The organism is Pedococcus sp. P1_H8 (assembly GCF_056405175.1).
On sequence record NZ_JBFUCP010000002.1, the window covers coordinates 279,613 to 293,800 of the forward strand.

General features: G+C 69.4%; 9 protein-coding genes. 5 read left to right on the forward strand and 4 right to left on the reverse strand.

Annotated elements, in window-relative coordinates:
* Nucleotides 1–80: 80 nt before the first annotated feature.
* From AC1DYG_RS03365 to AC1DYG_RS03375, 3 genes are all read left to right on the forward strand, one after another.
* Nucleotides 81–1,070, forward strand: a complete 990-nt coding sequence (locus tag AC1DYG_RS03365) for a ribose-phosphate diphosphokinase (RefSeq protein WP_477638483.1) — start codon at nt 81–83, stop codon at nt 1,068–1,070.
* Nucleotides 1,063–1,476 carry a DUF3054 domain-containing protein gene (locus tag AC1DYG_RS03370; protein ID WP_477638484.1) on the forward strand — a complete coding sequence of 138 codons (414 nt, stop codon included), beginning with the start codon at nt 1,063–1,065 and terminating at the stop codon, nt 1,474–1,476. Before AC1DYG_RS03365 ends, AC1DYG_RS03370 begins: the two co-directional genes overlap by 8 nt.
* A 99-nt stretch (nt 1,477–1,575) precedes the next feature.
* Nucleotides 1,576–4,272, forward strand: a complete 2,697-nt coding sequence (locus tag AC1DYG_RS03375; RefSeq protein ID WP_477638485.1) for an AMP-binding protein — start codon at nt 1,576–1,578, stop codon at nt 4,270–4,272.
* Here the strand turns inward: AC1DYG_RS03375 and AC1DYG_RS03380 are convergent.
* From AC1DYG_RS03380 to AC1DYG_RS03395, 4 genes are all read right to left on the reverse strand, one after another.
* Nucleotides 4,199–5,047 carry a sterol desaturase family protein gene (locus tag AC1DYG_RS03380; protein ID WP_477638486.1) on the reverse strand — a complete coding sequence of 283 codons (849 nt, stop codon included), beginning with the start codon at nt 5,045–5,047 and terminating at the stop codon, nt 4,199–4,201. The two genes, AC1DYG_RS03375 and AC1DYG_RS03380, sit on opposite strands and share 74 nt — an antisense overlap.
* 75 nt (nt 5,048–5,122) lie before the next feature.
* Complete coding sequence (gene arc / locus AC1DYG_RS03385; protein ID WP_477638487.1) at nt 5,123–6,862, reverse strand: proteasome ATPase; 1,740 nt, start codon at nt 6,860–6,862, stop codon at nt 5,123–5,125.
* Between the two features lie 95 nt (nt 6,863–6,957).
* Nucleotides 6,958–8,037, reverse strand: a complete 1,080-nt coding sequence (locus AC1DYG_RS03390; protein ID WP_477638488.1) for a tRNA (adenine-N1)-methyltransferase — start codon at nt 8,035–8,037, stop codon at nt 6,958–6,960.
* A gap of 11 nt (nt 8,038–8,048) precedes the next feature.
* Nucleotides 8,049–9,149 (reverse strand): site-2 protease family protein, encoded by a 1,101-nt coding sequence (locus AC1DYG_RS03395; protein WP_477638489.1) that lies wholly within the window; start codon nt 9,147–9,149, stop codon nt 8,049–8,051.
* Nucleotides 9,150–9,208: 59 nt separating this feature from the next.
* Here AC1DYG_RS03395 and metH point away from each other — a divergent pair, with 59 nt between their 5' ends.
* Both metH and AC1DYG_RS03405 read left to right on the forward strand, forming a co-directional pair.
* On the forward strand, nt 9,209–13,006 hold the full coding sequence (gene metH, locus AC1DYG_RS03400) for a methionine synthase (RefSeq protein WP_477638490.1): 3,798 nt from the start codon (nt 9,209–9,211) through the stop codon (nt 13,004–13,006).
* 399 nt (nt 13,007–13,405) lie between these two features.
* Nucleotides 13,406–14,065, forward strand: a complete 660-nt coding sequence (locus AC1DYG_RS03405) for a hypothetical protein (protein ID WP_477638491.1) — start codon at nt 13,406–13,408, stop codon at nt 14,063–14,065.
* The last annotated feature ends 123 nt before the right edge of the window (nt 14,066–14,188 follow it).

Here is a 14,188-nt window from a genome sequence, read left to right on the forward strand (position 1 = left end):
TGGGCGCGCCACGGCGGGCGCGGGAGGGTTACGCTCGGTCCAGACCTCATTGCCGGACACCCAGTCACCAGGAGTGCCATTTGCGCGACATCGTGGTCTTCAGCGGGAGCGCGCACCGCTCCCTGGCCCAACGCATCTGCGAGGCCCTCGGGGTGGCTCTGTCGCCAGCCGAGATCAAGCGCTTCAGCAACGACTGCCTCCAGGCCCAGCTGCTCGCGAACTGCCGCCAGCGAGACGTCTACATCGTGCAGCCCCTCGTGCCGCCGACCCAGGAGCACCTCATGGAGCTGCTCCTGATGATCGACGCCGCCCGTGGAGCCTCGGCCGCCCAGATCACCGCCGTCATCCCCCACTACGCGTACGCCCGCTCCGACAAGAAGGACGCGTCGCGCATCTCCCTCGGTGGGCGACTGGTCGCCGACATGCTGGTGGCGGCCGGTGTCGACCGGGTCCTCACGATGACCCTGCACGCGCCGCAGGTGCACGGGTTCTTCTCGGTGCCCGTGGACCACCTCACCGCGATCGGCGTGCTGGCCGACCACTTCCGCGGGGCCAACCTGGAGAACTCGGTCGTGGTCTCCCCCGACCTGGGCAACGCCAAGACGGCCACCCAGTTCGCGCGGCTCCTCGGACTGCCTGTCGCCGCCGGCTCGAAGCAACGCCTTGCGGACGACCGGGTCATCATCGACTCCATCGTCGGTGACGTGGCCGGCAAGCGCGCCATCATCCTCGACGACGAGATCGCCACGGGCGGCTCGATCGTCGAGCTGCTGGACCGGTTGGCCGACCTTGGTTGCCCGCGGGCCGACGTCGCCTGCACGCATGGCCTGTTCGCCGGCAAGGCGGTGGAGCGCCTCCGGGAGCACCCGATGATCGGTGAGGTCATCACCACCGACACGGTCCCCGCGCCCGGTCGCTGGCCCGAGCTGCGGGTCCGTTCGGTGTCTCAGCTGTTCGCCGAGGCGATCAAGCGGATCCACGCCGGCGAGTCGGTCAGCAGCCTGTTCGACGGTGTCGACCCCACCCACGCGCCGCCCCAGGCCTCGCTGTTCGACAAGGTCCATGTCTGAAGCACGCGTGAGGTCCGCCGGGATTGCCCTCCTCGTCGACGTGGCGTTCGTCCTGCTCTTCGCCACCGTCGGACGGATCAGCCACGCGGAGGGGGTCACCGTCGCAGGCGTCCTGGGTGTCGCCTGGCCTTTCCTCGTGGCGCTCCTGGCCGGGTGGGCGGTCGCCCGTCGACGCACCGGGTGGCCGGTCCGGATGCAGGGGTCCAAAACCGTCTGGCTGGTCACGGTGGTGCTGGGCCTGGTGCTCCGCGTCGCCACGGGCGGCGGCTTCGCCTGGAGCTTCGGCGTGGTGACCCTGCTCACGCTGGGCCTGTTCCTGATCGGCTGGCGCTGCGCCGGCGAGGTGTTCCGGTTCGTTGCCGAGGGCCTGAGCCGCTGGGCCGACAAGGCCGCCGCCCGACGCTGAGGGTCCGACCCGCACGCCGACGACCGAGGCAGTCGGGTCTGTGCGGACCCTGTGCAGGGCATTTGAGTTTGGTAAGCCTTACCTAATACCATCCACCGCGTGACCGCCGACCTCCTGTCTGCCCCACAGCGCCACCGCGTCGACTTCGTCGCGACACTGGCGGACCGGGGCGACGCGACTGCGGTCCTCTCCCCCGACGCCGCCCTGACCTACGCCGACCTCGCGGCCCGGGTGGTCGAGGCCGGCGCGCGGTTGGGCACGGGGAGGCGGCTGGTCCTCATCGCCGCGGAGAACTCGGTCGAGGCACTCGTCACCTACCTCGGCGCCCTGCATGCCGGACACGTGCCCCTGCTGGCGCCCGGGGACCGCCTCCAGCACCTGGACGGACTGATCGATGGCTACGACCCCGACGTCGTCGCGGGGCGGGGGGACTCCGGGTGGCAGGTGACGTCCCGTCACCCGCGCGCCACCCACGACCTGCACGCCGACCTGGCCCTGCTGCTCACGACGAGCGGCTCCACCGGCTCGCCCAAGCTGGTCCGCCTCTCGCACGAGAACCTCGACAGCAACGCCGCCGCCATTGCTGAGTCCCTGGGTGTGCGGAGCGGCGACCGGGCCATCACCAGTCTCCCGCTGCACTACTGCTACGGCCTGTCCGTCGTGCACAGCCACCTGAGCGCCGGTGCTGCCGTGGTGCTCAGCGACCTGTCCGTCGTCGACCCCTGCTTCTGGACCCTGTTCGACGAGGTCGGCGCGACGACGCTGGCCGGCGTGCCGCACAGCTTCGACCTGCTGGACCACAGCGGTTTCGCCCAACGGGCCCACCCATCGCTGCGGGTTGTGACACAGGCAGGCGGCCGTCTCGCCCCGGACACGGTGCGGCGCTATGCCGCCCTGGGCCGCGAGCGGGGCTGGGACCTCTTCGTCATGTACGGACAGACCGAGGCGACCGCCCGGATGGCGGTCCTGCCCCCGGACCTGCTCGACTCCAGGTCCGAGACGGTCGGCCGACCCGTCCCCGGCGGCTCGTTCCGCATCGACCCACTGAGCGAGCTCGACTGCGGGCTGGGCGAGCTCGTCTACTCCGGCCCCAACGTCATGCTGGGTTACGCCGAGTCGGTGCTGGACCTGTCGCGGGGGCGCGAGGTGCACGAGCTGCGCACCGGCGATCTCGCCCGACTCAGCCCGGACGGCTTGGTCGAGATCGTCGGCCGCCGGAGTCGGTTCGCCAAGGTCGTCGGTCTGCGCATCGACCTCGACCAGGTCGAGCGTGACCTCGCTGCCGCCGGCCACGAGACGCACTGCGTCGACCTCGGCGACGCCATCGGCGTCCTCGCCGTGCCGGCCGGTGCGGGGGCCGAGGTGACGGCGACGGTGACCCAGCGGCACGGCATACCCGCGTCGGGGGTGGTCGTGCTGGATGGACTCGAGGCTCCGCGCCTGCCCACCGGCAAGCCGGACTATCGCGGCATGGCGGAGCTGATCGGTGCGCATCGCGCCCTCGTCACGGAGGCGGATCCCCTCCCCGGCTCGTCGGCACTCTCCGCCGAGGACCGGTCCGAAGCCGTGGTGGCGCTCTACCGCTCGTTGCTGTCCGCGCCGCACGCTGATTCGACGACGAGCTTCGTGGACCTGGGCGGAGACTCCCTGTCCTACGTCGAGGTGTCGGTGCGGCTGGAGGCGCTGCTGCAGACCCTCCCCGACGGATGGCACCTGCTGACCCCCGACCAGCTGGCGGCTTCGGAGCCTGGCAGCCGGCGACCAGGCCGGCGGCTGCACACCGTCGACACCACGGTCCTCGTGCGCGCCCTCGCCATCCTGCTCATCCTCGCCAACCACACGCACTTGTCGTTCGTGCCCGGTGGCGCCCACACGCTGCTGGCGCTGGTCGGCTACAACGTCGCCCGCTTCCAGCTGACCTCACGCCCGCGCGGCGAACGGGTGCGCGGCATCGGGCGCAGCGTCGCCCGGGTCGTGCTGCCGAGTGCCTTCTGGATCGGTGTTGTGGCCGTCGTGGCCGGCACGTACGACTGGCGCAACGTGCTGATGCTCAACCAGGTGCTCGGCGACTGGGCGCAGTGGTCGGACCACTGGCACTACTGGTTCGTCGAGGCGGTGACCTCGCTGCTCCTCGGCACCGCACTGCTCCTGGCGATTCCGGCTGTGGACAGGTGGGAGCGGAGGTGCCCCTTCGCGTTCCCCGTCGCGCTCGTGGGCCTGGGCCTGCTGACGAGGTATGCCGTGCTGGTGCCGGATGCCGGGCCCTACCGGGGGGCGAACGCCTATGTGCTGATCTGGCTGTTCGCGACGGGTTGGGCAGCGGCCCGCGCCGCCACGACCTGGCAGCGGGTCCTCGTGTCGGCGATCCCGGTGCTGACGGTGCCCGGCTTCTGGCCGAGCATGCCCGGACGTGAGGTGACCATCATCGTCGGGCTGCTCGCACTCATCTGGTTCCCGACCGCCCGGGTGCCCGGCTTCGTCGGCCGCGCGGCGTCGCAGGTCGCGACCGCGTCACTGTTCGTCTACCTGACCCACTTCGTGGTCTATCCGCGCATCATGGGGACCAGCTCGGTGCTGGCGATGGCCTGCTGCCTCGTGGTCGGGATCGCCTACTGCCGGCTGTGGACCTGGCTCGAGACGACCGCGCGCCGTTGCCTTCGCTCGCGTCCGGGGTTCAGGACGGCCTTCAGGACGTCCTTCAGGACCGGTGGCACGCCACTGGTCACGACCGGGGCGCCCACCCGGGCGGGGCGAACAGGTAGCCCAGCCGGTCGCGCCAGCGACGCGCTGATCTGACCTCGCGGAACATCAGCGCGAACTCGGCGTACTGCAACCGGAACGGGTTGAAGGTCGTGACCGGGTGGGTCAGGCCGTAGGTCGGGCGCTGCTGCTCCTCGCGGAAGGTACCGAACAGCCGGTCCCAGACGATCAGCATCCCGCCGTAGTTGCGGTCGAGGTACTCGGCGTCGCTGGCGTGGTGCACCCGGTGGTGGGATGGCGTGTTGAAGACGAGCTCGATCGGGCGCCACAGCTTGGGGATTGTCTCGGTGTGCACCCAGAACTGGTAGATCAGGTTGAGCGAGAAGACGAAGAAGATCATCCACGGGGGCAGTCCCAGCAGCGGGAGCGGCACCCAGAACAGCAGCTCGCCCCACGGGTTCCACTTCTGCCGCAGGGCGGTCGTGTAGTTGAAGTGGACGCTGCTGTGGTGGGCCTGGTGCATCGCCCAGAGCACCCGGACCCGGTGGCTGCTGCGGTGGTAGGAGTACCAGAGCAGGTCGACGAGCAGCAGCGCGACGGCCCAGGTCCACCAGTCGTGCGGGTCGAGGCGAAGGGGCGTCACGGCATACAACGCGGTGTAGCCCAGCAGCGCCAGCGCACGCGCGCCGAGGTTGACGACGACGGAGCCGACGCCCATCGACAGGCTCGCCGTCGAGTCCGCCCTGGCGTACCCCGCCCGCGGGGCGTCCTCGTCCGTCTCGAGCACGCGAAGGGCGACCAGCTCCAGCACGATGAACAGGACGAAGAACGGCACGGCGAGCAGTGCCGGGTCGCGCATCAGGTGGTCCACGCCACCTATCTTACCGAGAGTAAGTTAGCGCTGGCCAGTCACGAGACCCAGGTCACGCGGTCGGCCACCGCCACCTCAGAGGTACTGGCCGGTGTTGGCCACGTTGTCGATCGAGCGACCTGGCTCGGTGCCGCTCTTGCCGGTGACCAGCGTGCGGATGTAGACGATCCGTTCGCCCTTCTTGCCCGAGATGCGGGCCCAGTCGTCCGGGTTCGTCGTGTTGGGCAGGTCCTCGTTCTCCTTGAACTCGTCCACGCAGCTGGCCAGCAGGTGTTCGACGCGGATGCCCTTGGCTCCGACGGTGAGGAAGTCCTTGATGGCCATCTTCTTGGCCCGGTCGACGATGTTCTGGATCATCGCCCCGGAGTTGAAGTCCTTGAAGTAGAGGACCTCCTTGTCACCGTTGGCGTAGGTCACCTCGAGGAAGCGGTTCTCCTCGATCTCGGAGTACATCCGCTCGACCGCCGCGGTGATCATGGCGTCGACGGTGGCCTGCGGTGACCCGCCGTGCTCGGCCAGGTCGTGCTCGTGCAGCGGCAGGTCGGCGACGAGGTACTTGGTGAAGATGTCGCGGGCGCTCTCGGCGTCGGGGCGCTCGATCTTGATCTTCACGTCGAGTCGGCCCGGGCGAAGGATGGCTGGGTCGATCATGTCCTCGCGGTTGGACGCGCCGATCACGATGACGTTCTCGAGTCGCTCGACCCCGTCGATCTCGGACAGCAGCTGCGGCACGATCGTGGTCTCGACGTCAGAGGAGACGCCGGACCCGCGGGTGCGGAACAGGCTGTCCATCTCGTCGAAGAACACCACCACCGGCGTGCCGTCGGAAGCCTTCTCCCGAGCCCGTTGGAAGATCAGCCGGATGTGCCGCTCGGTCTCCCCGACGTACTTGTTGAGCAGCTCGGGTCCCTTGATGTTGAGGAAGAACGACTTGCCGATCGGCTTGCCCTCCTTCTCGGCGACCTTCCGGGCCAGCGACGCGGCGACGGCCTTGGCGATCAGCGTCTTGCCACACCCAGGGGGGCCGTAGAGGAGGACACCCTTGGGCGGCTTGAGCTTGTGCTCGGTGAACAGGTCGGGGTGCAGGTAGGGCAGCTCGACCGCGTCGCGGATGGCCTCGATCTGGCCGGCCAGGCCACCGATGTCCTCGTAGGCGATGTCGGGGACCTCTTCGAGGACGAGCTCGGAGACCTCGGCCTTGGGGATCCGCTCGTAGACGAAGCCCGAGCGCGGCTCCAGCATCAGGGCGTCGCCGACCCGGATCGGCTCGCCCTCGAGGGAGTCCGCCATCCGGCAGACCCGCTCCTCGTCGGCGTGGGCCACCACGAGCACCCGGCCCTCACCGAGCAGCTCCTTGATCATGACGACCTCGCCGATGCGCTCATAGCCGCACGTGGCGACGACGTTCATCGCCTCGTTGAGCCGGACCTCGCGTCCGCTGGACAGCTCGGCCGGGTCGACCGCCGGGCTCACGGCGACGTGCATCTTGCGGCCGCCCGTGAGGATGTCCACCGTGGCGTCGTCATAGGACTCGAGGATCACGCCGTAGGCCGCGGGCGGCTGGGCCAACCGGTCCACCTCGGACTTGAGGGTGACGATCTGCTCGCGCGCCTCCTTGAGCGTGCGGACGAGCCGTTCGTTCTGCGAGGACACGGTGGCGAGGTTGGACTGCAGCTGCAGCACCTTGGTCTCGAGCTCGCGGGACCGCACGGGCGCGTCGGAGAGGCGCTGGCGGAGGGCGGCGACCTCCTCGGCGAGCAGCTCCGCCTGACGGCGCTCCTCGGAGTGGTCTGCGGGGGTGCTGTGATCGGTCATGGCGGCTCCCTCAAGACAACGCAGTGGCGATCGAGCGGTACCGACCGTGCCCTGCCAGCGCCTGACGCGGCCGATGACCCAAACCTAACCCCGAACTACTCGGGTGTCGGGGAGGTTTGAGTCACAGAACGGCGAAGGCGCCGGATCTTCTTGTCTGATGGGACGCGCTCACCGACGTCCTCGGGGGTGAAGTCGCTCTCGGCGCCGAAGGCGAGGCCGCTCTCGAGCGCCCCCTCCTCGTCCGTCGAGCCCTTGGCCGGTCGGCGCTTGCGCAGCGGCGGTGTGACCCCGGGCGCGAGGCGTCGGCTGGTGATGAGGAAGCCGGTGTGGCCGTGCATGCGGTGCTGGGGGCGCACGGCGAGACCCTCGAGGTGCCAGCCTCGAACCAGGGACTCCCACGCCTCGGGTTCGGTGTACCCGCCATGGTCACGCAGCGCCTCGGCGACCCGGGACAACTGGGTGGCGGTGGCGACGTAGCAGATGAGCACACCCCCGGGCGCGAGCGCCTGGGCGACCACCTCGAGGCACTCCCACGGGGCCAGCATGTCCAGGACGACGCGGTCGACGGATCCGGGTTCCTCGACGGACGGCAAGGTCGCGACGAGGTCGCCGACCGTGACCTGCCAGGCGGGGTGGTCGAGCCCGAAGAACGCCCGGGCATTGCCCTTGGCGATGTCGGCGAAGTCCTCACGTCGCTCGAACGAGTGCACGTGACCGAGCTCGCCCACTGCCCGGAGCAGCGACATCGACAGGGCACCGGAGCCCACACCGGCCTCGACGACCCGCGCCCCCGGGAAGATGTCGGCCATCGTCACGATCTGGCCGGCGTCCTTGGGGTAGACGACGGCAGCCCCGCGGGGCATCGACATGACGTAGTCGGACAGCAGTGGCCTCAGAGCGAGGTACTCGACCCCGGCGGTGTTGCGCACGACGGACCCGTCCGGCGCGCCGATGAGGTCGTCGTGGGCAAGCCGCCCGCGGTGGGTGTGGAACTCGCGACCGGGTTCGAGGGTGATGGTGTGCAACCGGCCCTTCGGGTCGGTCAGCTGGACCCGCTCCCCCTCGCTGAACGGTCCGCGCCGCAGGTCGGCCCCGMCCGGGGCCGACGGGGCAGACGGGGCCGACGGGGCGGGGACCGAGGGCGCTGCGGCAGGCGAGTCTTGGGCGGTGCTCATGGGCCGCGAGTCTAGTTGTGGCGCAGAGCCTTGTTGATGTCAGCACCGTTGACATAGCCGTAGGCGTTCCCGGCGGCCGTGAGGACCACGCTGCCGATCCCTGTGGCGTGCATGGCATTGACGACAGCAGTCACGTCGTCATCGGGAGACGCCTCGACGAGGTTCTCGTCGGGCAGCCGGGTGACCGACGAGATCAGGGGTGCTGACGGGACCAGCTCGTGCCCGGTGTCCAGGAAGACCAGACAGGGGACGCCCCGCTCGTCGAGCGTGACCACGACGGTGGGCAGGTCGATCGCGGCCTGGACGGTCGCGGATCCAGGCAACACGGTCAGCGGCTGCATCACCGCCCCGACGCGCACGCGGGAGAGGGTCGAGAGGGCGCGCCCGCGCCGGATGGACTCGCTGGCGCCCCTCCACAGAACCGACCCGATGACCAGCACCCAGATGGTTTCGAAGCCGATCGACTGGCCCTCGGCCAGGGGCCGGACGAAGAACCCCAGCACCAGCAGGACGGTCAGGACGCGCCCTGACCAGCCGGCGAAGACCGCGCCCTTGTTGCGGTCGCCGGTGGCCTTCCAGACCAGGCTCTCCACGACCTGACCGCCGTCGAGCGGCATCCCGGGGAGGAAGTTGAGCACCGCGAGGGAGCCGTTGATGATGATCAGCCCACTCAGCAGGGCACTGGTGCGCTCCCCCGACGTATTCAGCAGGAGCAGCCACGCGGCCACCGCGAGGACCGCGTTCGCGCTCGGCCCGGCCGCCGCGATGGCGGCCATCCGCCCAGGTGCGCTGCGCGTTGCCTCGAAGGAGGTGTGCCCGCCCCAGAGGTTCGCGACGATGCGGATCACCGGCATGCCGAAGGCCCGGGCGCTGACCGCGTGGGCGGCCTCGTGCACCAGGACGCTGACCAGGAGCAGGAGCGCCTGCATCACCCCGAGGGCGACACCGAGCCCCACCCGGTCGGGAAAGTAGGGCGTGGCCACGATCGCGACGATCACCGCCGCGATGACGAACCAGCTCGGGGTGAGGTAGACGGGCACGCCACCGATCCGCGCGATCCGCACGCCGTGGCCGGACTCCTCCGGTTCCATCTCGGGAGCCCTGGTCGTCATGGGCTGACCCTACGTGACCGGCCCCGACGTCGATTCCGACACTGGGCCATACTTATGCGGTGCCTGACTCCCCCACACTTCGGCCCGATGCCACCGACGAGCTGACGACCGCGCTCACCGAGCGCATCCTCGTCATGGACGGCGCGATGGGGACGATGATCCAGCGCGAGGGGCTCGGCGAAGCCGACTACCGCGGTGAGCGATTCGCCGACTGGGACAGCGACCTCAAGGGCAACAACGACCTGCTGAGCCTGACCCAGCCGGAGATCATCCGCGGCATCCACACGGCATACCTCGAAGCCGGTGCGGACCTCATCGAGACCAACACCTTCAACGCGCAGCGGATCTCCCTCGCCGACTACGGCATGCAGGACCTCGGCTACGAGATCAACCTCGCCGCCGCGCGCCTCGCGCGCGAGGCGTGCGACGAGATGACTGCCAAGACGCCGGACCAGCCGCGGTGGGTGCTCGGGGCGCTGGGTCCGACGAACCGCACCGCGTCCATCTCCCCCGACGTCAACGACCCGGGCAAGCGCAACGTCACCTTCGACCAGCTGGTCGAGGCCTACCTCGAACAGGCGCGCGGTCTGGTCGACGGGGGCAGCGACCTGCTGATCGTCGAGACGATCTTCGACACGCTGAACGCCAAGGCCGCGATCTTCGCGCTCGAGACGCTGTTCGAGGAGCACGAGCGCCGCTGGCCGGTGATCATCTCGGGCACCATCACCGACGCGTCGGGGCGCACCCTCTCGGGTCAGGTCACGGAGGCCTTCTGGAACTCCGTGCGACACGCCCGCCCGCTGGCCGTCGGGCTCAACTGCGCCCTCGGCGCCGCCGAGATGCGTCCGTATGCCGCGGAGCTGTCCCGCGTCGCCGACACCTTCGTGTCGTGCTACCCCAACGCCGGGCTGCCCAACGCCTTCGGCGAGTACGACGAGACGCCTGAGGCGATGGCGTCGGTGGTCGGTGAGTTCGCGCAGTCCGGGTTGGTCAACCTGCTGGGTGGCTGCTGTGGCACGACTCCCGACCACATCGCCGCCATCGCGAAGGCGGCCAGTGACCGGTCGCCCCGCGTGCCGAACGAGATCGCTCCGGCGTTGCGCCTGTCCGGGCTCGAGCCGCTGACGGTCACCGAGGAGTCGTTGTTCGTCAACGTCGGGGAGCGCACCAACATCACGGGGTCGGCGCGCTTCCGCAAGCTGATCCAGGCCGAGGACTACGGCACGGCGCTCAACGTCGCGCGGCAGCAGGTCGAGTCCGGCGCCCAGGTCATCGACATCAACATGGACGAGGGGATGATCGACGGCATCGCCGCGATGGACCGTTTCGTCAAGCTGGTCGCGACCGAACCCGACATCTCGCGGGTGCCGCTGATGATCGACTCCTCCAAGTGGGACGTCATCGAGGCCGGGCTCAAGTGCGTGCAGGGCAAGTCGATCGTCAACTCGATCTCGATGAAGGAGGGCGTGGAGCCCTTCATCCACCACGCCCGCCTCTGCCGCAAGTACGGCGCGGCGATCGTGGTGATGGCCTTCGACGAGGACGGCCAGGCGGACTCGCTGCAGCGGCGCAAGGAGATCTGCCAGCGGGCCTACGACATCCTCACGCAGGAGGTCGGGTTCCCGGCCGAGGACATCATCTTCGACCCCAACATCTTCGCCGTGGCGACGGGCATCGAGGAGCACGCGGCCTACGGCACCGACTTCATCGACGCGACCCGCTGGATCAAGGAGAACCTGCCGGGTGCGCTGATCTCCGGTGGCGTCTCCAACGTGTCCTTCTCGTTCCGCGGCAACAATGCGGTCCGCGAGGCGATCCACGCCGTGTTCCTCTACCACGCCATCCAGGCGGGCATGGACATGGGAATCGTCAACGCGGGCGCCCTCGTCGTCTACGACCAGGTGGACCCCGAGCTGCGCGACCGGATCGAGGACGTCATCCTCAACCGACGCCCCGACTCCACCGAGCGCCTCCTCGAGATCGCCGACCGGTTCAACACGGGCGACACCAAGCAAGAGGCCATCGCTGAGGAATGGCGCTCGCTGCCCGTCGGCGAACGCATCACCTACGCCTTGGTCAAGGGTCTCGACGAGCATGCCGAGACCGACACCGAGGAGCTGCGGCAGGAGATCTCTGCCCGCGGCGGTCGTCCCATCGAGGTCATCGAGGGACCGCTCATGGACGGCATGAACGTCGTCGGCGACCTGTTCGGCGCCGGCAAGATGTTTCTGCCGCAGGTCGTGAAGTCGGCCCGGGTCATGAAGAAGGCCGTGGCCTATCTCATCCCGTTCATCGAGGCCGAGAAGACCGAGGCCGAGGTGGCCGAGAACAAGGCCAAGGGCAAGGTCATCATGGCCACCGTCAAGGGCGACGTCCACGACATCGGCAAGAACATCGTCGGAGTGGTCCTGCAGTGCAACAACTACGACGTCGTCGACCTCGGCGTCATGGTCCCGGCGCAGAAGATCCTCGACGCAGCCAAGGCCGAGAAGGCCGACGTCATCGGGCTGTCCGGGCTGATCACCCCGAGCCTCGACGAGATGGTCAACTTCGCCACGGAGATGGAGCGCCAGGGCTTCGACCTGCCGCTGCTCATAGGCGGCGCCACCACATCGCGGGCGCACACCGCCGTCAAGGTCGACCAGAAGTACCACGGACCCGTCGTCTGGGTGAAGGACGCCTCGCGGTCGGTGCCGGTCGTCGCCCAGCTGCTGTCCGACGAGCTCCGGCCCAAGCTGATGGCCGAGGTGAAGGCGGACTTCGACTCGCTTCGCGCCCGGCACGCGGCCAAGACGACCGAGCGGCCGCTCGTGTCGATCGAGAAGGCCCGCGCGCAGGCCACTCCGATCGACTGGAGCAGCTACCGACCGACCGTGCCGCACCTCGTAGCGGCCCAGGAGAAGGAGCTGCTGCGCCGCCAGTCCGGCACTCGCAGCCGCACCGCCACCCAGTTCGTGCGGACCTTCCGCGACTACCCCATCGCCGAGCTGCGCGACTACATCGACTGGCAGCCGTTCTTCCTCGCCTGGGAGATGAAGGGCCGCTTCCCCGACATCCTCAACAACCCCTCGACCGGTGAGGCCGCGACCAAGCTCTACCAGGACGCGCAGCGGATGCTCGATGACATCATCGAGCAGAAGTGGTTGACCGCCAGTGGCGTGATCGGCTTGTTCCCCGCCAACTCCGTGGGTGACGACATCGAGGTCTACACCGACGAGTCCCGCGAGACCGTGGCCACGACGCTGCACGCGTTGCGCCAGCAGGGGCAGCACCGCGAGGGCATCCCCAACCGCGCCATGTCCGACTTCGTCGCGCCGCGCGACACCGGCCTGTCCGACCACGTCGGGGCGTTCGCAGTCACGGCCGGACTCGGTTCCCACGACAAGGTCAACGAGTTCAAGGCCGCCATGGACGACTACAGCGCGATCCTGCTCGAGGCCCTGGCCGACCGCCTGGCGGAGGCCTTCGCCGAACGGATGCACGAGCGCGTCCGTCACGACTTCTGGGGCTACGCACCGGATGAACACCTCAAGAACCCCGACCTGATCGCCGAGAAGTACGTCGGCATCCGGCCGGCGCCCGGCTACCCGGCCTGCCCGGACCACACCGAGAAGGCGCTCCTCTGGGACCTGCTCCAGGTCGAGGAGAACACCGGCATGGAACTCACCGAGTCGATGGCGATGTGGCCGGGGGCGTCGGTGTCCGGCTGGTACTTCTCGCACCCGCAGTCGCAGTACTTCGTCGTGGGTCGCCTCGGCCGCGACCAGATCGAGGACTACGCCAAGCGCAAGGGCTGGACCCTCGCCGAGGCAGAGCGCTGGCTCTCGCCCAACCTGGGCTACCTGCCCGAGGACTGACCTACCGGAGGACTGACCTGCCCCGGGGACTCACCTGCGGGCAAGGTCTCGGTCCCCCGCGAACAGGCGGTTCTCAGTGCTGCTGCGGAATCCCCAGCGGGGCTGGCACGCCGGCGCCCGAGAGGTTGTCACAGCGGACGATCTGGGACCCCACGCGTTCCACAGGACACCGGAACGGGGCGGACTCCCAGGACACCGGGGTGCGGGTGGGACGTGGGCCGGGGTCATGCCTCGCCATGGCAGCCGAGGGAACAGTTCACGGATCGATCGGCCAGCGCGTCGCGGCGTCGGCGCGGGCAGCGCCTGGCGGCGGCCTGCGCCGCGGCAGTCCTCCTGCTGGGCGGGGCGTCCGCATACTGGATGGGGGCCGAGGGCGGCACTGACCGCCGACCACCTCCCGTGCCAGCCGCAACCCCGTCGGTCATCTCGCCCGAGGACCTGGTCGGCGTCTGGACCGGACTCGGGCTCTGGACCTTCTACGCGGACGGGACCGGCGGGTACAGCAACAACGCGGACACCCTCGAGACCCCCTTCCACTACACCCTCAAGGGAAACAAGCTCGGGGTGCGTGACGCCTCGGGGTGCGACTTCTCCTTCCGCCTGACGGGGTACCGCGAGGGCAGGCAGCTCACGGGAGACGTCCTGGAGTTCTGTGGGAACACCGCACCCCCTGTGTCCCTGGTGCGGCTGTCCCCGGCGAGCCCCGGGGGGACTGAGATCCCGATGTTCTCGATGGCCGGTGCCACACCCGTCCGTCGCGACGCGCAGGTGGGTGGAGTGTGGATCATGCCCGGTACCGGCATGCTCCTCGCGATCGACGCCAGCCGAGCCACCTACGCGCTGGACGACCGGGGCAACCTGGCCAGGAGCCCTCGCGACTCGGGCACCGTCACGGTTTCGTCCGACGGCACCGTCACCCTGACCAGCTCGCAGTCCCCCGCCACCGGGTGCACTGCCTCCGGACGCCCTCGAACCGTCCTGCGGGACGTGATGGTGGTGGCGGCCCAGAGCGTCGAGGCCAAGGGCGGTGTGACTGTGAGGATCGCCTTTGCAGCCTGATGGTGATGGGCTGTGGGTTGGCGGCTGCGGGTGTGACCCCCGGTGTGACTGGCTTTCGTGCCTTGGTGCGACGTGTCCGCTCGCGGTCGCCGGCCCCGGCCCGGTCGGAGGAGCTGGCCTGAT

What these genes read in the sequence shown, in the direction of transcription:
- AC1DYG_RS03395 (WP_477638489.1), bottom strand. Translation starts at nt 9,149, where the DNA reads ATGACGACCAGGGCTCCCGAGATGGAACCGGAGGAGTCCGGCCACGGC.
- arc (WP_477638487.1), bottom strand. Translation starts at nt 6,862, where the DNA reads ATGACCGATCACAGCACCCCCGCAGACCACTCCGAGGAGCGCCGTCAG.
- AC1DYG_RS03370 (WP_477638484.1), top strand. Translation starts at nt 1,063, where the DNA reads ATGTCTGAAGCACGCGTGAGGTCCGCCGGGATTGCCCTCCTCGTCGAC.